The 19,521-nt window shown below is 43.9% G+C and carries 19 protein-coding genes; 16 read left to right on the top strand and 3 right to left on the bottom strand.

Annotation, left to right across the window (positions count from 1 at the left end):
* Positions 1–2 precede the first annotated feature (2 nt).
* The 9 genes from wecB (at position 3) to KTG12_RS11640 (ending at position 8,845) form a co-directional block, all read left to right on the top strand.
* Complete coding sequence (gene wecB / locus KTG12_RS11680; RefSeq protein ID WP_005635495.1) at positions 3–1,199, top strand: non-hydrolyzing UDP-N-acetylglucosamine 2-epimerase; 1,197 nt, start codon at positions 3–5, stop codon at positions 1,197–1,199.
* Positions 1,196–2,407 (top strand): glycosyltransferase family 4 protein, encoded by a 1,212-nt coding sequence (locus KTG12_RS11675; protein WP_005651410.1) that lies wholly within the window; start codon positions 1,196–1,198, stop codon positions 2,405–2,407. Before wecB ends, KTG12_RS11675 begins: the two co-directional genes overlap by 4 nt.
* A gap of 1 nt (position 2,408) precedes the next feature.
* Complete coding sequence (locus KTG12_RS11670) at positions 2,409–3,416, top strand: glycosyltransferase (RefSeq protein WP_005635501.1); 1,008 nt, start codon at positions 2,409–2,411, stop codon at positions 3,414–3,416.
* Complete coding sequence (locus tag KTG12_RS11665) at positions 3,413–4,243, top strand: alpha-1,2-fucosyltransferase (protein ID WP_122298333.1); 831 nt, start codon at positions 3,413–3,415, stop codon at positions 4,241–4,243. Before KTG12_RS11670 ends, KTG12_RS11665 begins: the two co-directional genes overlap by 4 nt.
* The gene (locus tag KTG12_RS11660; RefSeq protein ID WP_149935991.1) at positions 4,244–5,533 is read left to right on the top strand and encodes a nucleotide sugar dehydrogenase; all 1,290 of its coding nucleotides are present in this window, start codon (positions 4,244–4,246) and stop codon (positions 5,531–5,533) included.
* A 1-nt stretch (position 5,534) separates the two neighbouring features.
* Positions 5,535–6,440: a glycosyltransferase family 2 protein gene (locus KTG12_RS11655; protein WP_005635507.1), complete on the top strand. Its 906-nt coding sequence runs from the start codon at positions 5,535–5,537 to the stop codon at positions 6,438–6,440.
* A 148-nt stretch (positions 6,441–6,588) separates the two neighbouring features.
* The gene (locus tag KTG12_RS11650) at positions 6,589–7,404 is read left to right on the top strand and encodes a glycosyl transferase (protein WP_224204866.1); all 816 of its coding nucleotides are present in this window, start codon (positions 6,589–6,591) and stop codon (positions 7,402–7,404) included.
* A gap of 3 nt (positions 7,405–7,407) precedes the next feature.
* Positions 7,408–7,773: an FdtA/QdtA family cupin domain-containing protein gene (locus tag KTG12_RS11645; protein WP_005635509.1), complete on the top strand. Its 366-nt coding sequence runs from the start codon at positions 7,408–7,410 to the stop codon at positions 7,771–7,773.
* Positions 7,766–8,845, top strand: a complete 1,080-nt coding sequence (locus KTG12_RS11640; protein WP_005635510.1) for a DegT/DnrJ/EryC1/StrS aminotransferase family protein — start codon at positions 7,766–7,768, stop codon at positions 8,843–8,845. Before KTG12_RS11645 ends, KTG12_RS11640 begins: the two co-directional genes overlap by 8 nt.
* Positions 8,846–9,399: 554 nt before the next feature.
* Here KTG12_RS11640 and KTG12_RS11635 read toward each other — a convergent pair.
* Positions 9,400–9,852 carry a glycoside hydrolase family 73 protein gene (locus KTG12_RS11635; RefSeq protein ID WP_005645549.1) on the bottom strand — a complete coding sequence of 151 codons (453 nt, stop codon included), beginning with the start codon at positions 9,850–9,852 and terminating at the stop codon, positions 9,400–9,402.
* Between the two features lie 240 nt (positions 9,853–10,092).
* Positions 10,093–10,542 carry an HU family DNA-binding protein gene (locus tag KTG12_RS11630; RefSeq protein WP_005645551.1) on the bottom strand — a complete coding sequence of 150 codons (450 nt, stop codon included), beginning with the start codon at positions 10,540–10,542 and terminating at the stop codon, positions 10,093–10,095.
* Between the two features lie 221 nt (positions 10,543–10,763).
* Between KTG12_RS11630 and KTG12_RS11625 the strand changes: the two genes are divergently transcribed.
* From KTG12_RS11625 to KTG12_RS11595, 7 genes are all read left to right on the top strand, one after another.
* Entirely contained in the window at positions 10,764–10,988 is a 225-nt protein-coding gene (locus KTG12_RS11625; RefSeq protein ID WP_005645553.1) for a DUF4248 domain-containing protein, read from the top strand.
* A gap of 258 nt (positions 10,989–11,246) precedes the next feature.
* Entirely contained in the window at positions 11,247–11,621 is a 375-nt protein-coding gene (locus KTG12_RS11620; protein ID WP_005645556.1) for a hypothetical protein, read from the top strand.
* A gap of 280 nt (positions 11,622–11,901) precedes the next feature.
* Positions 11,902–12,375 carry a hypothetical protein gene (locus KTG12_RS11615; protein WP_005635526.1) on the top strand — a complete coding sequence of 158 codons (474 nt, stop codon included), beginning with the start codon at positions 11,902–11,904 and terminating at the stop codon, positions 12,373–12,375.
* A complete protein-coding gene (locus KTG12_RS11610) occupies positions 12,375–13,742 on the top strand; it encodes a DnaB-like helicase C-terminal domain-containing protein (RefSeq protein WP_138273053.1) in 1,368 nt (455 codons plus the stop codon). The genes KTG12_RS11615 and KTG12_RS11610 overlap by 1 nt, the downstream gene beginning before the upstream one ends.
* Positions 13,739–15,007, top strand: coding sequence for a DNA primase (locus KTG12_RS11605; RefSeq protein ID WP_138273052.1), 1,269 nt, complete (start codon positions 13,739–13,741; stop codon positions 15,005–15,007). Before KTG12_RS11610 ends, KTG12_RS11605 begins: the two co-directional genes overlap by 4 nt.
* An 81-nt stretch (positions 15,008–15,088) precedes the next feature.
* Entirely contained in the window at positions 15,089–15,850 is a 762-nt protein-coding gene (locus KTG12_RS11600; RefSeq protein WP_005645564.1) for a glycosyltransferase family 2 protein, read from the top strand.
* A 26-nt stretch (positions 15,851–15,876) separates the two neighbouring features.
* Positions 15,877–18,396, top strand: coding sequence for a YfhO family protein (locus KTG12_RS11595; RefSeq protein ID WP_138273051.1), 2,520 nt, complete (start codon positions 15,877–15,879; stop codon positions 18,394–18,396).
* Between the two features lie 125 nt (positions 18,397–18,521).
* Here KTG12_RS11595 and KTG12_RS11590 read toward each other — a convergent pair whose 3' ends face one another.
* Positions 18,522–19,520 carry a glycosyltransferase gene (locus KTG12_RS11590; protein ID WP_022322489.1) on the bottom strand — a complete coding sequence of 333 codons (999 nt, stop codon included), beginning with the start codon at positions 19,518–19,520 and terminating at the stop codon, positions 18,522–18,524.
* Position 19,521 lies beyond the last annotated feature (1 nt).

The raw sequence follows: 19,521 nt of genomic DNA, 5'->3' as shown, positions 1-19,521 counted from the left end.
ATATGATAAATGTACTAATTATATTTGGAACTCGCCCAGAAGCAATAAAGATGGCTCCAGTGGTGAAAACACTACAGAAAAATAATAATATTTTTGATGTGAAAGTCTGTGTGACAGCTCAGCATCGTGATCTATTAGACCAGGTTTTAGAGATATTTCAAATAAAGCCTGATTATGATTTGAATATTATGAAATCGGGACAAGATTTATATGATATAACAAGTCGGGTATTATTGGAGTTGAGGTCGGTTTTAATAGAGGCTAAACCAGATGTCGTATTGGTTCATGGTGATACTACTACTTCTATGGCCGCATCGCTTGCAGCATTTTATGCTCAAATACCGGTTTGCCATGTGGAGGCTGGTTTGCGCACTCATAATATTTATAGTCCTTGGCCAGAAGAAATTAATCGACAGATAACGGGGCGTATTGCTTCATTTCATCTTGCTCCCACGGAGTTGAGTAGAAAGAATCTTCTGAAAGAAAATATTGATCCGACAAAAATTGAAGTAGTCGGCAATACAGTTATTGATGCTTTGCACATGGCACTTTCATTATTAAAAGAAAATAAGTCTTTGCAAATCAATAATGAAAATCTTCTTTTGCAGAGTCGAATACCTGTTGAGCTATTATCAAAATGGAAAGAACATGAAAGAGTATTAGTTTTGATAACAGGGCATAGAAGAGAAAACTTTGGGAAACCTTTTATTCAAATTTGTGAAAGTATAAAAACTTTGTCATTAAAGTACTCTAATGTGGATTTTGTTTATCCTATGCATCCGAATCCTCATGTTAAGGAAGCTGTGGAGTCTGTTTTTGGAGAGATAGAATCGATTTCAATGAAATACACGAATTTATTCTTTTGTAATCCATTGGAGTATTTGCCTTTTGTTTCATTAATGGAGTTATCTTATTTGATATTAACGGATAGCGGAGGGATCCAAGAAGAGGCACCAGGATTAGGAAAACCTGTTTTGGTTATGCGTGATACGACAGAACGTCCAGAAGGAGTAGAGGCCGGTACTGTAAAATTAGTAGGGACAAGTAAAATGAAAATTGTAGATGAAGTTTCTTCTTTATTGGAAAATCATCAATTATATATGGCAATGAGCCAAGCCCAAAATCCTTATGGAGATGGATATACATCTGTTCGTATCTCAGAAATAATTAAAAGATTGTTCTCAAGTAAATTATCATGAATGTAGGAATTGTAACGACTTGGTTTGAGCGAGGGGCGGCTTATGTTTCCAGACAATACTTGGAGGCTCTTCGATCTGATTCAAACAATAGTGTGTATATATATGCGAGAGGTGGAGAATCATATGCTCGTAATCAGTCAGAATGGGATCGTGATTTTGTTACTTGGGGAAAAGTAAATAAGAAATATTATTGTGGAGCAACTGGAATAGAAAAAAAAGATTTTATAGATTGGCTTAAAAATCGACAAATAGATGTTGTTCTATTTAATGAACAAAATTGGTGGATTCCAGTAATTTGGTGTAAAGAATTAGGTATTAAAGTTGGTACATATGTGGATTACTATACTGAAGAAACAGTACCTTTTTTTGCTATATATGATTACATTTTATGTAACACAAAACGTCATTATCGGTTGTTTAAAGATTTACCTCAGAGTTTTTATATCCCTTGGGGTACAGATATTAATCTTTTCTCTAATAATATTGAAGAATCATGTGAACAATCACAGATTACATTCTTTCATTCGGCAGGAATGAATCCGATAAGAAAGGGTACGGATACTGTTATTGCTGCTTTTTTGTCATTACCTGCTTTTTATAAGGATAAGGCAAAATTACTTATTCATACTCAAGTCGCATTAGATAATTATGTAGCAAGGTATGATCAATCAATATTATTGAGTTCAAATATCGAAGTGAGGACGGAGACTGTTGCTGCGCCAGGACTGTATCATTTGGGAGATATTTATGTTTATCCTTCTATATTGGATGGTTTAGGCTTAACTGTTGCAGAGGCTTTGTCTTGTGGATTACCCTGTATTGTACCAGATAATGCTCCAATGAATGAATTTATACAAAGTGGAATAAATGGACGTATCGCGGACGTAGAATATTTGTACGCTCGTAGTGATGGATATTTTTGGCCTCAATGTAAAGTTTCAGTTAAATCGATTCAAGAACAGATGATTTATTATTTGAATAATATTGATAGAATAAAGGTATTTAAGAAAGAGGCTCGTATTTATGCGGAACAAAATTTGAATTGGAAAGATCGATATATGCAAGTTTGCGAGATATTGAAGAATGCAACTATAGCACCATATAAGGAAGATTTAGTTGATCAAATAAAATGTTTTGAACATAGAAAAACAGGTAAGTTTAATGTACTACCTTATGCTTTCTATTATTGGAAAAAACTGAAAGGATAAAATGAGATTATTATATATTGCAGTACATGAGCAAAATAAAGATTGGGGGGCTGAACATTTTTTAGCAAAGGCGTTCCTCTCTTTAGGTGTGGATTTAGTAACTATCGATTATAGAAAACATAGGAAAGATATAATTCAACGAATAAAACAAGTAGGAGATTTTGACTATTTTTTCTTACAAAGAGGAGATGATTTTCCTATAGGAATATTAAAATCAATCAATAGACCCAAGTTCTTTTGGGCATCTGAATTAGTTTCAAGGAATAGAGATCAAGACCGATTGCTAAATTCGGGCTTATTTGAACATGTTTTTGTTCACACATTAGCCTGTAAACGTTCAATTATAGAGAAAGGTTGGTTGACAGAAGATAAAGTAACTGTTCTATTAAATGGCTTTGATCCAATGTCACATTATCCAATAGAGGGAATAAAAAAAGATATTGATGTCTTATTTATTGGAAATATGCTTGGTCGACGAAGAAAGTGGCTGGATGAAATAAAAAGATCGTGTAATCTATATGAGGCAGTTGGAATTTATGGTGCTGATATGGTTCAATTGGTAAATCGGGCCAAAATAGTATTGAATATTCATTCAGAGGAATATTTGGATACAGAAACAAGATTATTTGAAGTAATGGCATGTAGATCTTTTTTGTTATCCGAGAGACTGTCTGAAGATTCTCCATTTGTAAATGGTTTACACCTGGTTGAGGTTATGGATGTAAAGGAAATGATTTCTTCTATTCAGATATATCTGGAATCTTCTGAACTTCGTCAGAAGATTTCAAATGGAGGGTATGAATGTGTTATGGAAAATCATACTTATTTGAAAAGGGCTGAGTTGTTGTTATCACTGTTTACTTCTTATTACAAAACTGGACAGAATCTGTCTGTTGATCCTATCCAGTTAAAGAAAGCGGTGTTAGAAAGTTTTTATTTGTATGAGAAAAATCGTTTGCTTGATTCTTATAGGCAATTAAGGTATTCGATAAGAAAAAGATTTAAATGAAAAAGAAGGATATTATTTTAAGAGTTTGGGGTGGAGTTGGCAATCAGTTATTTATTTACGCTTTTGCAAAAGTCTTATCTTTGATTACTGATTGCAAAGTTACATTAGATATAAGAACGGGATTTGCTAATGATGGATATAAAAGAGTTTATAGATTAGGAGACTTTTCAATTTCATTATTGCCAGCTTTACGCTTTTATACATTATTATCCTTTGCACAAAGGAAGATGCCTTATATAAGGCATCTTTTAGCATATAAATTTGATTTTTTTGAAGAAAATCAAAAATACCCTTTAGAAACTTTGGATAGTTTTTTTAAGATTTACTCGGATAAGAATTTGTATCTTCAAGGATATTGGCAATATTTTGATTTTAGTTCCTATCGAGATGTTTTGTTAAAAGATTTAAGATTTGAAGTTGAAATTAATAACACTTATTTGTATTATTCTGATTTGATAGAAAAATCGAACGCAGTAGCTATTCATTTTAGAAGGATACAATACGAACCTGTTATAAGTATAGATTATTATAAGAAGGCAATAAAATATATATCTGAAAATGTAGAAAATCCTACCTTTTTTATTTTTTCAGATGATATAAATTGGTGTAGAGAAAATCTATCGATTAATGGGATTTGTTTTTTTGTTGAGAATTTTAAAGATGAACTTTATGAACTAAAATTAATGAGCCAATGTAATCATTTTATTATTGCTAATAGTACTTTTAGTTGGTGGGGAGCGTGGCTTTCAGTGAATGCAGATAAAAAGGTTATTATGCCAGATGGTTATACAGATGTAAGTATGAATGGTTCTATTGTACATATATAAATGAAGAATATGAAAATAGCAGTAATCGGCCTCGGCTATGTTGGTATGCCATTGGCTGTTGAATTTAGTAAAAAGTATCCGGTTGTCGGATTTGATATAAATGAGGCTCGTGTAAAGGAGCTTCAAGGTGGAAGTGATAGAACAAGAGAGATTGATAGTTCATCTTTGAAAAAAGTGCTATCGCTTTCTGATACAAATCATGCGATAGGCTTGAAATTAAGCCATGATATAGAAGCATTGCATGATTGTAACTTCTTTATTGTGACGGTTCCAACCCCTATAACCAAATTTAAAACTCCGGATTTGAAGCCTTTGTTAGGGGCTTCGTCCACGGTTGGCAAAGTTTTGAAGAAAGGTGATATTGTTGTGTACGAATCGACCGTGTATCCAGGTTGTACAGAAGAAGATTGCGTGCCTGTATTGGAAAAGGAATCAGGTTTGAAATTCAATCAGGATTTCTTTTGTGGTTATTCCCCTGAACGTATTAATCCAGGTGATAAAAAGAATACTTTGACAACGATAAAGAAGGTGGTATCTGGATCAACACCTGAGATTGCAGATAGGATAAACGAACTTTATAGCTCCATAATTAAAGCCGGTACATTTAAGGCTTCTTGCATAAAAGTCGCAGAAGCTTGTAAAGCTATTGAGAATGCGCAGCGAGATGTCAATATTTCTTTTATGAATGAGTTGGCTCTTATTTTTGATAAGATGGGTATTGATACGCAAGAGGTATTGGATGCTGCCGCGACAAAGTGGAACTTTTTGAAGTTTGCTCCTGGCTTAGTAGGTGGACATTGTATCGGTGTGGATCCGTATTATTTGTTACACAAGTCACAATGCTTAGGATATAATCCGCAAGTAATACTATCAGGGCGTACTGTTAATAATGAAATGGGACGTTTTGTGGCTTCTAAAACTGTTAAACTGATGATCCGTCATGGCATAAAGATTGTCGGAAGTAAGGTTTTGGTCCTTGGTTTTACTTTTAAAGAGAACTGTCCGGATACTCGAAATACAAAAGTTGTCGATATTATTGATGAGCTAAAAGATTTCGGGGTTGACGTAGATGTGTATGATCCTTATGCTTTAAGAGACGAAGTAAAGGAAGAATATGGCGTCGAACTGTTGGAGCAGATGTCGGATATCAAGAAATACGACGGTATTATTTTAGCTGTTGCTCATGATGAGTTTAAACAGTTGGATTTTGGCTTCGTTCGTAACCAGCCGACCGTTTTATTTGATGTAAAAGGCGTCTTGGATAAATCATTAGTGTACGGGAGACTTTAAAATGAAATTAGCACCAATTGTTATATTTACTTATAACAGGCCGTGGCATACTCAGCAAACGGTTGAAGCATTGTTGAAGAATGAATATGCTTCAGAAAGTGATTTGATAATTTTCTCTGATGCTCCTAAAAATGAAGCGGCTAAAAAAGGGGTGGAAGAAACTCGTTCCTATATTCGAAATATTACAGGATTTAAATCGTTGCGTATTATTGAGCGAGATCGGAATTTTGGCTTGGCTAATAATATTATTGATGGTGTCACTTCCATTGTCAATGAGTTTGGAAGGATAATTGTTTTAGAAGATGACTTGCTTACTTCCCCCTATTTTTTGAAGTTTATGAATGAAGCGTTGTCTTTGTATGAAGATGAAGAACGGGTGATAAGTGTTCATGGATATATTTATCCGATAAAAAAAAGCTTACCTGATACTTTTTTCATAAAAGGAGCGGACTGTTTAGGGTGGGGTACTTGGAAGCGAGGTTGGGATTTGTTTAATTCAAACGGAAGTGAATTGCTTCATTGTTTGAAAGAACGGTCTCTCACTAGAACGTTTGATTTTGAAGGAAGTTATCCATATACTCGAATGCTGGAGAGACAAGTTAATGGAGAAATAGGCTCTTGGGCAATACGTTGGTATGCATCGGCTTTTTTAGAAGATAAGCTAACGTTGTATCCGGGTAAATCATTGATTTATCACAATGGAAGTGATGGAAGTGGCACTAATTGTGGAACAAGTGAGGAGTTTGATGTGGAGCTATCGCAAGAACCGATATTAGTTTGTCCGATTGAAATTAAAGAATCCGAATATGCTCGAAAACAATTTATTTTTTATTTTAAATATGTGATCTTATGGGCAAGAATTAAAGATCGGTTAAGACATATTTTTAGATTAAAAACGCATGCTTAATTTCTGTACTCTTTTTGATTCTGGCTATCTCTCCAGAGGATTGGCGATGTATGAGTCGTTGAATCGACATTGTAAAGATTTCCATCTTTATGTGTTCGCTTTTAATGATGAATGCTTTTCGGTTTTAAAATCTCTTTATTTGGCAAATATGACGGTTATTTCCTTGCCAGAGTTTGAAGATGAAGAATTATTGAAAGTAAAGCCAACCAGAAGTAGGGGAGAATACTGTTGGACTTGTTCTTCTTCAACGATTTTGTATGTGTTGGATAATTATGATGTCGATCATTGTACCTATATTGATGCGGATTTGTATTTTTTTGCTTCTCCTCAAATACTGTTGGATGAAATGGATGAAAGCGAGTCTGTGTTAATTACTCCACACCGTTATACGCCTCAATATGATCAAAGTGAAAAAACAGGAATATATTGTGTTCAATTTGTTTATTTTAGGAATAATCAACAAGGGCGTAAAGTTCTAACGTGGTGGCGTAAGGCTTGTTTGGAATGGTGTTATAATCGTTTTGAAGATGGACGTTTTGGTGATCAAAAATATTTGGATGATTGGCCTGAACGTTTTGAAGGCGTGCACGTTCTCCAACATTTAGGTGGTGGTGTCGCTCCTTGGAATATGCAGCAATATCGTTTTGAGCAACAAGGAAAAGAGATAATAGGTATAGAATTGGAGACGGAAAAACAGTTCCCTCTTGTTTTTTATCATTTTCATTCATTAGTATTTGTAACTCCGTTTTATTTTTCTCCTCGTCCTTATTATAAGAGGAATGATTCTACTATTATATTGCTATTTAATCCATACGTGAAAGAGATAGTGAAGTTGAGAAAACAATATGCGTTAGGTAAAATGGAACATTATTTATCCGGATGGAAATTTTTTAAGTATCTTGCGGAAGTTTTTGTTAGAAGAGGATTTAAAGAAATACATTATATAAAATTATTACATCAATAATAAATGGCTCATATAATTGATTTAAAGACTTTTACGGATGATAGGGGAAATCTGACTGTGATAGAAAAAGTAATACCTTTTGATATCAAACGTATTTTCTATATTTATGGAGTTGATGATTCTACTAGGGGAGGGCATCGGCATCATAAGACTATGCAAGCAGCAATTTGTTTGCAGGGACATTGTACGATATCAAATAATACCGGAGTAGAAAAGCAAGAGTTTGTATTGGATTCACCTCATAAATGTTTGATATTGGATCCGAATGATTGGCACACGATGCATCATTTTAGTAAAGATGCCATATTGATGGTACTTGCTTCGGAATTTTTTGATCCTAACGATTATATTTTCGAACCTTATGATTGAATATGAAAATTTAGGAAGGACGAATAAGTCTTTAGAAAAGGAATATAAGGAGTGTTTTTCTTCTTTTTTGGAAAGTGGCTGGTATGTCTTGGGCAAAGAGGTGAGAACTTTTGAAGAAAGTTTTGCCGGTTATTGTGGAGTCAAGCATTGTATTGGAGTTGCTTCAGGGTTGGATGCCTTAATGCTGGCTTTGCGTATTTATGATTTTCCGCAGGGAAGTGAAGTCTTGGTTCCTTCAAATACATATATTGCAACCATTTTGTCCATATTGCAGTGTGGCTTGAAACCTGTATTAGTAGAACCAGATATTCGTACTTATAACATTGACCCTTTAAAGATCGAAGAACATATCTCTGAAAAAACAAAAGCGATAATGGTGGTTCATCTTTATGGGAAAGCCTGCGAAATGACTTCTATCATGCAGCTCGCTGGAAAGTATAATCTACAACTGATAGAAGATTGTGCTCAAGCTCATGGAGCTAAATATAAGGGACAGAAAGTTGGTACTTTTGGAACAGGTGCATTTTCTTTTTATCCTACAAAAAATTTAGGAGCACTGGGAGATGCTGGGGCTATTACTACTAATGATTCAAAAGCTGATTCTGTGTTTAGAGCGTTAAGAAATTATGGTTCAAATATCAAATATCAGAATGATTATATTGGCTATAATTCTCGTTTGGATGAAATTCAAGCAGCGTTATTGAATGTCAAACTAAAACATTTAGATGAAATAAATGCTCATAAAAGAAAACTAGCTCAAATTTATATAGAAGGTTTAAAGGAAGATTTTATTAAGCCAATAGTTACCTCCGACTGTTTTGATGTGTATCATATCTTTAATGTTCGACACCCTAAAAGAGACATGTTGAAAGAGTATTTGCTGAAAAATGAAGTTAAGACAGATATTCATTATCCTATACCTCCTCATAGGCAAAAAGCTATGCAAGGTATATTAAAAGGGGAGTATCCTATTTCAGAAGAAATACATCGTACGACATTAAGTTTACCTATCTCTTATGGGCATTCGGAAAGTGATGTATATAGAGTCGTAGAGATAATGAATAAATTTTGAAATATGGTTCATAAACTACTTGTGTACTATAAATATCAGCGATTTTTTCCTGGGCTAATTAGTATATTAATTAATCTCTATTCCTTTTTTCATTTGTCTTGTTCATAACACATAAGAAATCAACGAAAACAATCAAGAGCCGTGGCCTTTAGGACATGGCTCTTGATCATTTTACCTCACCCCATCAGCCACCTGCAGACGCATCCCACTCCCCCGCAGGCGATCAGTGTGTAGCCTGAGATTCCCAGCCAGTCGGCTGAGGGTGGCTGGTGGTCGGGGGAAGAGGGGCGTCGGGATTCTTGGGAATGTGGGGAGGGGGTTGGTTGTTCTTCAGGAGGGAGAGAATCCCGCCGATGCAGGCCAGGGTCACTTCCGTTTCCCCCTTCCAGAGGGAGAGGAGGGACAGGAAGAGGAGGCTGGGGAGGAGGACAAGGACGGTCGCTGGGAGACGGTTTACGCTTGCGGGGAAAGATGACCTGGGCGAGCGTGAGGAAGAAGTTGAGTACTGTTTCAAGGACTTTCATAAATTAGAAGGATTTTTCAATTTTTAATTCTCAATCTTTAATTTTCTCGATCTGTCGGCAGAGCTTTATCAGCAAGATGCGGTAGGCTTCGCGGTTGTCGCCGTTGACTTCGCTGATGTAACGGCTGTATGAGATGGAACGGGCGAAAGCCTGCGGGTTGTTGCTGACGTCGGCCGCCGGGGTGTAGGCATGGCGGATCAGGCGGGCGTAGTCCATGAAGGAATCCTGCGGAGTGTCGTAGACACGGAAACGGAGGGAGTGGGCGCCCAACTCGATACCTTCGCCTTTCCACCAGACGTTTTTCTTGCCGTAGGCGGTGATACCGAAAAAGTTATGGTGCTCGCGTGCGAGGTCGCTCTGTCCCCAACCCGATTCGATGACCGCCTGTGCCAGGATCACTACCGGATTGATCCGGAAACTTTCTCCCGCCTTGCGGGCAAGAGGGAGATATGACGATATAAAATCAACCTGTTCTGCTTTCATTTTCTTGTTGTTTTTGGACACTGTTTTGATTTTTTACAAACAGCCCCTTTTAATTATATTCTTGTTGTTTTCGCCTGATAATTTGAACGTCTTTTCGGTCATATCCGCCCCTCTCTTCTTCGTCAGATAGCTTGCTTATCCTCCTCGTCAGAGTGACGGATCTGCCTCAAAAAGACTTCTCAAATCATCAGGCAGAAAAATCAAAACAGTTTCTTAGTCTGTTTGAATTTAGCTTCCGGCCTACAGTTCACCCGGTTTCTCCTCCCCGCCTCCGGAAGACGGTTTGTCACCGGCCGGGACCAGGTCGAGATGTTCGAATGTGACATTCTTTTTCACCTGCGTCAGCATGGTCCCCGGCGAGAAGACGATACGCGCCTTGTTGAAGAAAGACGTGTTGAAGTCTGCTTCGTTCTCCACCCCTTTGCTGCCTGCGACCATCCGGAAGTTACCCAGGCGGCCCAGCTGGATCACATCCCCTTCTTCCAACCGTTCCTCCATGACGGACAGGATGCCGTCGATGACCAGTTTCACATCTCCCACGAAGGCGGAGCTGCGCACTGCCACCATGTTACAGAACTTTTCGAATTTCAATTTCTTCAAGGAACGGACCTGTGCATAGTACAGCTTCGAGCCCTCGGCTGCGTCTTTGCGCATATCCGGTCTTCTTACCAAGCGATAGTTTAATGACATAAGCGTGATTAGTTTTTAAGTGAATACTTTTACGGAATCTTTTTTTCATTATCGATAACAAGACAAAGGTAAGGTCCCGGTACAGGCAGAAATACAGATTGGGGAACATCGGCGAAGATCGATGCGGAAACAGGTAGAAAGAAGTAGGATATAAATGTGATTATCTATTGAATATTGATTTTTATTCCGTATCTTTATAGGACAATGAAACGATGGGAATTATGATCGTAAACGAATTCGAAATCAGAAGTTACGGGTGGCAGGAATTGGCGGTCCTTTACGGGCCGGATTTGATGCCGGAATCGGCCGGGAAACGGTTGTCCAAATGGGTGGGGGCAGACCCGGTGTTAGAGACGGAGCTGCAGGGCTACGGTTGGCGGAAAGGGAAGAAGACGTTGACACCCCGACAGGTGAAGACAATCGTGCAGTTTTTGGGTGAGCCTTGAAACAAGGGACTTCTGTGTACGAAACAAGGGACTTTGACGTGTAAGACCAGGGAACTTGGGAGACAAAAGACCGGATTTCCGGATGCGGAAGAGGGTACTTTTTCCCATCGATAGGGAGAGGATAAAGGCCGGCCGGCATTGCAGGCAATAAATAGATAAGCATATGAGCAAGTTAAAAAAAAGCGGAAAGGTGACTATTGCCGCTCGTACAAGAAAATCAGAAAAGAGGTACGGGACGCGTCCGATCCGCTGTACGAAATGATCGTTTATGCACTCTTCCTTACGGAGGAGGCCAAGGGGAAGCAGGAGAGGATGTGCGCCGTGGCGCAGAATTTCTTCCAGGAATTCGGGGATGACCTGCATCGTCTGATTTTCGGGATAGAAGAGAAAGCGTATAAGAACCGCATCCCGGTGTCGAAGCCGGAATTTCTGATCGGGATTTTTAAGACGCTGTGGTTGATGGAGGTATTCGGGGACGTACGGCCCCGGTATCTGATCGGTTTTATGTCGGAGACGTTCGATCTGGGCCTGGCGGAGTCTTCCATACGGACCATCTGGTATGACAAGTGTGGGATGTATGACCAATTGAGGCCTGTTTTGCAGGAATTTTTTCGGAATTTGTATAGGAAATAACGTGTAAACCCGCTTGCAATGCGCCGCGCCGGCTTTTTTATCCGACATTTTTGGGTATTACAAAACGCCCCTTTCCTGTCGTACCTTTGCCCATGCCGATTGAAAAGGGCGCAAATTAATGAGCTTATATATATATTAATATATTTATTCTAAGATGTAGGATTGAACCGAAACTGACGGAAAACCTCTACAAGTAGCTGAAAATAAATTGTTTATATTGTGCTATTGACTGCACCGTTTTTATTTGGGGTAAAAATGTTTAATTTTAAATCCGTTCATTATGAAAAAGGATATGACGTTTTCGGCCGATTTTGCAAGATGCGGCTATACGAAAGTTTCCCGGCAGGCCATGCAGATTGCTTTTACGCCGGGAGACAAGTGTGAAAAAGAGGCAAAGGTGCTCCTGTGCATATTGGGTTTTGCCTATTTCAAAAAAGGAGAAGTCTCCTTTCATTTCAAAGACTATGCTTGTGAACGAGGCGAGTGGATCACCTCTTATTCGGAACTGGCACGGCGTACGGGGTTGATACGCCGGGCGGCAGTCACGGCTGTCGGACATCTTGTCGAGGCAGGATGGTTGACGGTCACGGCGGTGGGCAGGATGACGAAGTTCACCTTGACCTTCTATGACGCGCCTCCCCAGCCCGACGGCCACGGCTCTCCGCAGGGGGGCGGCGGCGACGGTTTGTCGCTTGCGACAGCCCTCTACATGTACCAGAACGGGACGGTCTATAACACCGGGGAGACTGTCTGATGGGGTTGAATGCCGTACAATCGTATCCGGCGGAGCGGGTCTTGGTGGCCGCTCTGCTGGGACGTCCCGCCTCTTTCCACGAATTGGGCGGACGGGTGACGGAAGAGATGTTTACCGAACCGGGGCTGCGCCTGGTGTTCCGTGCCTTCGCTGGGCTGGCTTCGCGCGGCGAACGGATCGACATGGCGACGGTCGAGGCGGAGATGTTCCGGCTCGATCACCGGCTTTATGGCGAGCTGAACGGAGTCTCTTTCCTAAGCGCCATGTTGCAGGCGGTGCGCAACGACAGCCACATCCACGAATATGTGCGTCTGGTACAGCGCGAATGGATGTTGCGCGGCTGTGTGGCGAGCCTGAACAAACGCGGCCTGGAGGCGCAGCAGCCGGATGTCGACGTGATGAAGCTCCTCGCCGGTGTCACGGACGACATGGACGGCTTGCGTGAACATGCCTCCGGAGGCGTGGATGTCCGGATGGCGGCCGAGGTGGCACGCGAAGTCCTGGCGCGTTCGTTCCGTAATCAGGAGGCACGCGAAAAAGGGGAACATATACAGGTGCGTACCGGGTTCGACGAACTGGACGACTTGACGGGCGGCCTTTACCGGGGTGAACTGGCGGTGCTCTCCGGGCGGCCTTCGATGGGAAAGACGGCGGTGGCTTTGCACATGGCGCTTCAGGCGGCGCGTGCGGGGCGGAATACGCTTTATTTCAGCATCGAGATGAGCGAGGAGGAGGTGACGGAACGTATCCTTTCGATGCTGAGCGGCGTGGAGGCCGGCAAGATCCGTTTCAAGGGGACGAACCGCGAGGAGCGTGCGTTGTTGGAGAAAGCGGCGGCTGAGCTGGCGGGGTTGCCGTTGAGGATCGTCTATTGCGGTTCGCTCGCCATCGACGAGATCCGTGCCGTGCTGATGACGCGCAAGGCTCGCCGGGAGCTGGACATCTTCTTCATCGACTATCTGAACCTGATCCATATCCCTTACACACGGGGCAGCCGCAACGAGACGACCGATCTGGCCTTGGGCGATGTGGTGCGGAAGGTGAAGCTGATGGCGGTCGAGCTGGATGTGCCTGCCGTTCTGTTGGCGCAGATGAACCGCGACAGCGACCGGCGCCTGGCTCCTTATCTGCCGATCTTGAGCGACCTGCGTAACTCCGGCGCGATCGAGCAGGTGGCGGACCAGGTGATCTTCGTCTACCGGGCCGAGAAATACGGCATCTTGTACGACAAGGATACGAAGGAGGACCTGCGGGGCGTGGGCTACCTTTTGGTCGCCAAGAACCGTAACGGGGCGACCGGACGGGCGCGTTTCCGCTACAATGTTTCGATGACACGGTTCCTGTCTTATGAAAACCGGTTGTTATGAGAGGCGATTCGTTGAAAGAGAGAATCCTTCGGGTGGCCACGATCGAGGAAGTGGTGGCTGCCTATGTGCCGTTGCAGCGCAGCGGTGCGGGATATGTCGGCTTGTGTCCTTTCCATGCAGACAAGCATCCTTCGTTGCACGTCCATCCGGGAAAACAGTTTTTCAAATGTTTCGCTTGCGGCGAAGGCGGAGACTTGTTCGCTTTCGTGCAGAAGATCGAGGGATGTTCGTTTACGGAAGCGATGGGAAAGCTGGCGAAACGGTATTCGATTGACAGTAGGGAGTGGACAGTAGACAATTATGCAGGGAAGAAGAAAAGGACGGACGGAAAGGGGACAGCCGGCTCCCCGGACAAAACGGCAAATGAAAACAGTGACGACCAATTGTCTGTTGTCAATTCTCAATTGTCCATTCGGACGATTGGCGCCGCCAATCGTCTGTTCGCCTCCCTGTTGCAGCCTTACGTGCCGGAAGACGAGGCTTTGAGGGAGACGTACCGCCTTTTCGGGGTGGGGATCGCTCCTCCGGAAGTGCCGGCGGATTACCGGAAGATGCGGTCGCGGCTGATCTTCCCGATCCGGGACGAGAAGGGAGGGCTGGTGGCGTTTGCGGCCCGCAGGCGGACGGATGGGGAGGAGGGAGCCAAGTATGTCAACTCGCCGGCCAGTCCGGTCTATAGCAAGAGCCGGGTGCTTTATGCGCTGGACCGGGCGGGGGAGGCGATACGGGAGAGGCGGTTCGTCTTCGTCACCGAAGGCTACAAGGACGCCCTGGCGATGCATGCCGCCGGATTTACGAATACGGTGGCGCTCTGCGGGGTGGCTTTCACTGCCGGGCATCTCCGGTTGCTGGCGGGATATACGCAGCGGATCGTCCTGCTGCTGGATGCCGACAGGGCCGGAGAGGCGTCGATGGAAAAGATCGTGGCGATGCTCTCGTGCGGGACAGGCCCGGAAGGGGAACGGTTGGAGCCGGCCTGTTTGTTCGAAGTGAGCCGGATGCAGCTTCCTTACGGGGAGGATCCGGACAGCCTGCTGCATGGATCGGGCTTCGTCTCTTTCCGCCGTCAGATCACCGCTTCCCTCCATCTGGCCTTGCTGGAAACCTACGAACACCACCTGCTTCGGCAGATTGCAAAGACCGTGAGCGATTTATCTCTCTGTCTTTCATGTGAAGACCGAATATCTTTGTTATCTTTGCTCGCAAAACAGAAATCCCGCCTCTCACGTGTGACGATGCGGCTGGGGAGGAATGTGGTGGTGTAAACAACCGGTCACCGATGAATTTGCCGGAGTCATTCGCGGGAGACGGATTGTTAAGTTAAATGGAACATAGTCATAATTATTATGCAGTTACAACCTACATTTTCAATCATAACGATTACCTATAATGCCGTGCGCCTGGTGGAGCAGACGTTGTTGAACGTGTTGAGCCAGTCCTATCCGAACATCGAATATATCGTGATAGACGGCGGTTCGACAGACGGAACGGTGGATATCATCAGACGGTATGAATCGGGGCTGGCCTATTGGGTGAGCGAGCCGGACAAGGGGATATACGATGCCATGAACAAGGGGCTTCAAAAGGCGACGGGAGATTATGTCTGGTTCATCAACGCCGGCGATACCCTCTGTTCGTCCGATACGGTCCAGTCGGTCGTTTCCAGGTTGCAGAAGAGGAAGGCTTTGCCGGATATCATCTATGGGGAAACGAATATCGTGGACGAGGAAAGGCGGTCGCTGGGACTGCGCCGCCTTAGGGCGCCGCGGAAACTTTCGTGGAAGAGTTTCAGGATGGGGATGTTGGTTTGCCACCAGTCGTTCATTCCAAAACGTACGATTGCCCCGTCATATGATTTGCAATATCGCTATTCGGCCGATTTCGACTGGTGTATCCGTTGCATGAAGCAGGCCCGTTCATTCTGTAACACGCACCTTACCCTGTCCGACTTCCTGGACGGCGGGACGAGCACGACGCAAAGAAAAGCATCCTTGCGGGAGAGATATGCGATTATGTGCAAATATTATGGTACTTTTGTTACGGTTTTGCTCCACGGCTGGTTCGCCATCCGTTTTTATACGGCGAAGTGCCTGAAGGGGCGGGTGTAAAGAATATGAATTTTAATGAGACATATATGAAGGATTTGCTGAAGCAATGGGGGAAACATGTTGTTGCCCTGATTTTGTTTTTGGGACTGGTGATGACCTATTTTTCACCGGCGGTGTTTGATGGGAAAGTAATCATGCAGGGCGATAATATCAAGGCGACCGGAATGGGATCAAGCCAGATGGATCAATACGCCGAGACGGCACAGCCGGGTGAGTTCAGTGTCTGGTCGGATGCGATGTTCGGAGGGATGCCGTATGTGACAGGATATGGGCAGGCCGCACCGAGTATGCCTTCTTATTCGATTGTGGATGGTTGGTTGAAAAAGGTGGGATATGGCGATGCGGCTATGGTATTTGTCGGATTGGTGTGTTTCTACCTGCTGATGTGTGTCATGGGAGTAAACTGGTGGCTTGCGATTGCCGGGGCATTCGCTTTTGCATTCGCATCCTATAATATCATTATTATCGAGGCGGGGCATATCGTGAAAGCCTATGTGATCGGTTATATGCCGGTGACGTTGGCCGGTATGGCTTTGCTTTTCAGGCGCTCCTATCTGTGGGGAGCCGTCTTGTTCCTGCTGGGCGTCGCTTTGTCTCTGGCGAACGGGCATATTCAGATCACCTATTATCTGGTCCTGCTTTGTCTGCTGATCTATATAGGATATGCAGTCAGAAAGATCAAGGAGAAAGCCTATGGCGAATGGTTGAAGACCTCCCTGATTATGGCCGCTTGCGTCGTATTGGCCGTATTGCCTAATGCGCAGGGGATGTATTCCAATTGGGATCTGGGGCAGCACTCCATCCGTGGCGCTTCAGAGCTGACGCCGAAACCGGATGTTTCGGGCAAAGTGGAGAAGGCTTCCACCGGCTTGGATAAGGATTATGCTTTTCAATGGAGTTACGGCTGGAAAGAGTTGATGACCGTTCTTGTGCCGAATGTATATGGCGGCGGTTCGGGAGGAACGTTGGACAGCTCTTCCGAGTTATACAAGGAGTTGAAGAAAAACGGGGCCCAGGTGGGGAAAGAAGTACAGACCTATACCTATTGGGGAGATAAGATATTCACTTCCGGGCCGGTCTATTTCGGGGCGTTGGTCTGCTTCCTGTTCGTCTTGGGGATGTTCGTGATCCGGAATCCTATGAAATGGTGGCTGCTGGCTGGATCGGTGTTCCTGACATTCCTTGCGTTGGGACGTAATTTCGATTCTTTCAACGACCTGATGTTCCATTATCTGCCTTTGTACAATAAGTTCCGTACGGTCGAGATGGCGTTGGTGATACCGGGATTGGTATTTCCGATCGTCGCTATTTGGGGGTTGCGGGAAATCTTGACCGAAAAAGTGGAGGAGGCTCGTTTGAAAAAAGGATTCCTTTGGGCTTTGGGGCTGACCGGAGGACTTTGTGTGATCCTTTGGCTGATGCCTTCCTTGTTGTTGGATTTCCGGTCTGCATACGATGCGCAGTTCCAGAGCCAGGTTCCGGAGTGGTATTACACGGCCTTGTTGATGGACCGTGCTTCGCTGGCTTCGGCCGATGCGTTGCGGTCTTTGATCTTCATCCTGTTGGGAGCCGGGTTGCTTGTCTGGTTCTGGAAGGCGAAGAACAAGAAGACTGCGGCGACTTTCGTAAGTGCAGGGGTGGCAGTCCTTATTTTGATTGATCTTTGGACGGTGGATCGTCGTTATCTGAATGACAGTAATTTCGTCAGGCAGCAGCCGGCGGAGATGTATAAGGAAACGGTTGCCGACAAGGCGATTCTGCAGGATACGGGTTCGATTTTCCGTGTGTTGAACATCAATAACCCGTGGCAGGAAACGAATACTTCCTATTTCCATCATTCTATCGGAGGGTATCATGCCGTCAAGCTACGCCGTTACCAGGAGCTGATCGACCATCGGCTGGACGGTGAGTTGCGTGGGATTATCAGTGCTTTGCAGAAGGCACAGACGGCTGAAGACGTGATGTCTGCGTTGGCTGCTTGTCCTTCCTTGAATATGTTGAATACCCGCTATGTCATCTATAACCCTGAACAGCAACCGTTGAAGAATCCGTATGCATTCGGGAATGCCTGGTTTGTGGACAAGCTGGATATGGTGGACAATGCGGATGCCGAGATAGAAGCCTTGAATACGATCGATCCGCTGAGAACCGCTGTGGTTGATAAGCGTTTCCAAGAAGATTTGGAAGGATTTGTGCCGCAGAAAGATTCAACCGCAACGATCGTGTTGGAAGAATACCGTCCGAACCGCCTGACCTATAAGAGTAAAGCGGATAAGGAACAATTGGCAGTCTTCTCCGAAGTATATTACCAGCCGGGTTGGAAGGCTACGGTCGATGGCAAGGAAGTGCCTCATTTCCGTGCGGACTGGATATTGCGTGGCATGCGTGTTCCGGCAGGCGAACATACGATCGTATTCGAGTTCCGTCCGTCCGGTTATGTGACGGCTGCATACGTTTCTTCCTACAGTTCGTTCCTGATCTTGTTATTGCTGATCGCTGCGATCGGTTGGTCGGGATGGAAATATTGGAAAAAGAGTAAAAATTGATATTGTTCAAACGTATCACTTTTGACGGTCGTCGTGGTAATAAAGACGACCGTCTTTATCCCGATGAAGTCAATGTTCGTATGGGATGAAGACGGTTGTCTTGACAATGACTTTTGGGAGTCTTTTTATTTGTAGAACGTCTTTTGGAATGCCGAAAACTCTTCCTTTTTCAAAACCAGCCTGTTCCAGGCAGCATCTAAAAATCCACAACCGTATCCTGACAGTTGGATAAAGGAGGCGATAATCGACAGGAAGCCGATTTTGATGCTTTTATTCTGAATCGAAGAATCCGCAAAGATAAGCAAACAGAAAAGTCCGAGCGGCAATAAACTCCAAGTGCAGAAGAGGCTTCCGACCAGGAAAAAGAGTACTCCTAATGTAAAGGCCGCCGGCAATAGATGTACCAGTTTAAGCGAGTCCGGATATTTCTTGTACAAATTGATACGGGCGATGCCGGAATTATAAACCTGGCGGAAGAACTTGTGCCAATCCGTACGTCTTTTGTGATATACCCAGGCGGAGGGAAACAGGCATACTTTGTTGCCGTTCTTGAACAGGCGGATACTGAAATCGATATCTTCCCCGAAGCGCATGGGGGAGAAGCCGCCTAACGCTTCGTAGGTGCTTTTCCGGATTCCCATGTTGAAGCTACGGGGGTAGAACTTATCCATCTTCTTTTTTCCGCCACGAATGCCGCCTGTCGTAAAGAAGGAGGTCATGGAGTAGTTGATGGCCTTCTGCACGTCCGTAAAGCTGTCAGAAGCCTTGTCCGGCCCTCCGAAAGCGTCCGCCCCGGTTTCCTTCAGTTCCTTGTTTACCGATTTGATGTAGTCGGGAGGCAGGATGCAATCTGAATCGAGAACGATCAGGTAATCGCCTTTGCTCTGCTTCGCCCCGTAGTTACGGGCATTGCCCGGACCGCCATTAGGAATATAGGAATAGGAAACATCCAACTTATCTTTGAAAGCTTCGACTACATGCTGGCAAGTATCCTTCGAGCCGTCTTCTACGATGACGACTTCGAAGTTTGTTTCACTCTGCCGTGTAAGGCTGTCCAATAACTCCTCTACCTCGTTGGGACGGTTGTAGACAGGGATGATAAGGGATAAATGGGATGTTGCCATA

It is taken from the genome of Parabacteroides sp. MSK.9.14 (genome assembly GCF_019041495.1).
Taxonomy (GTDB): Bacteria; Bacteroidota; Bacteroidia; order Bacteroidales; family Tannerellaceae; genus Parabacteroides; species Parabacteroides merdae.
This window is presented reverse-complemented; position numbering and strand designations above follow the sequence as displayed.

Bases quoted from the DNA above. Each gene is read 5' to 3' on its own strand.
- KTG12_RS11650 (WP_224204866.1), top strand. From the start codon at position 6,589: ATGACGGTTATTTCCTTGCCAGAGTTTGAAGATGAAGAATTATTGAAA.
- KTG12_RS11590 (WP_022322489.1), bottom strand. From the start codon at position 19,520: ATGGCAACATCCCATTTATCCCTTATCATCCCTGTCTACAACCGTCCC.
- KTG12_RS11625 (WP_005645553.1), top strand. From the start codon at position 10,764: ATGATCGTAAACGAATTCGAAATCAGAAGTTACGGGTGGCAGGAATTG.
- KTG12_RS11635 (WP_005645549.1), bottom strand. From the start codon at position 9,852: ATGAAAGCAGAACAGGTTGATTTTATATCGTCATATCTCCCTCTTGCC.
- KTG12_RS11665 (WP_122298333.1), top strand. From the start codon at position 3,413: ATGAAAAAGAAGGATATTATTTTAAGAGTTTGGGGTGGAGTTGGCAAT.
- KTG12_RS11630 (WP_005645551.1), bottom strand. From the start codon at position 10,542: ATGTCATTAAACTATCGCTTGGTAAGAAGACCGGATATGCGCAAAGAC.
- KTG12_RS11615 (WP_005635526.1), top strand. From the start codon at position 11,902: ATGAAAAAGGATATGACGTTTTCGGCCGATTTTGCAAGATGCGGCTAT.
- KTG12_RS11660 (WP_149935991.1), top strand. From the start codon at position 4,244: ATGAAGAATATGAAAATAGCAGTAATCGGCCTCGGCTATGTTGGTATG.
- KTG12_RS11595 (WP_138273051.1), top strand. From the start codon at position 15,877: ATGAAGGATTTGCTGAAGCAATGGGGGAAACATGTTGTTGCCCTGATT.
- KTG12_RS11640 (WP_005635510.1), top strand. From the start codon at position 7,766: ATGATTGAATATGAAAATTTAGGAAGGACGAATAAGTCTTTAGAAAAG.
- KTG12_RS11600 (WP_005645564.1), top strand. From the start codon at position 15,089: ATGCAGTTACAACCTACATTTTCAATCATAACGATTACCTATAATGCC.
- KTG12_RS11610 (WP_138273053.1), top strand. From the start codon at position 12,375: ATGGGGTTGAATGCCGTACAATCGTATCCGGCGGAGCGGGTCTTGGTG.
- wecB (WP_005635495.1), top strand. From the start codon at position 3: ATGATAAATGTACTAATTATATTTGGAACTCGCCCAGAAGCAATAAAG.
- KTG12_RS11675 (WP_005651410.1), top strand. From the start codon at position 1,196: ATGAATGTAGGAATTGTAACGACTTGGTTTGAGCGAGGGGCGGCTTAT.
- KTG12_RS11655 (WP_005635507.1), top strand. From the start codon at position 5,535: ATGAAATTAGCACCAATTGTTATATTTACTTATAACAGGCCGTGGCAT.
- KTG12_RS11620 (WP_005645556.1), top strand. From the start codon at position 11,247: ATGATCGTTTATGCACTCTTCCTTACGGAGGAGGCCAAGGGGAAGCAG.
- KTG12_RS11670 (WP_005635501.1), top strand. From the start codon at position 2,409: ATGAGATTATTATATATTGCAGTACATGAGCAAAATAAAGATTGGGGG.
- KTG12_RS11605 (WP_138273052.1), top strand. From the start codon at position 13,739: ATGAGAGGCGATTCGTTGAAAGAGAGAATCCTTCGGGTGGCCACGATC.
- KTG12_RS11645 (WP_005635509.1), top strand. From the start codon at position 7,408: ATGGCTCATATAATTGATTTAAAGACTTTTACGGATGATAGGGGAAAT.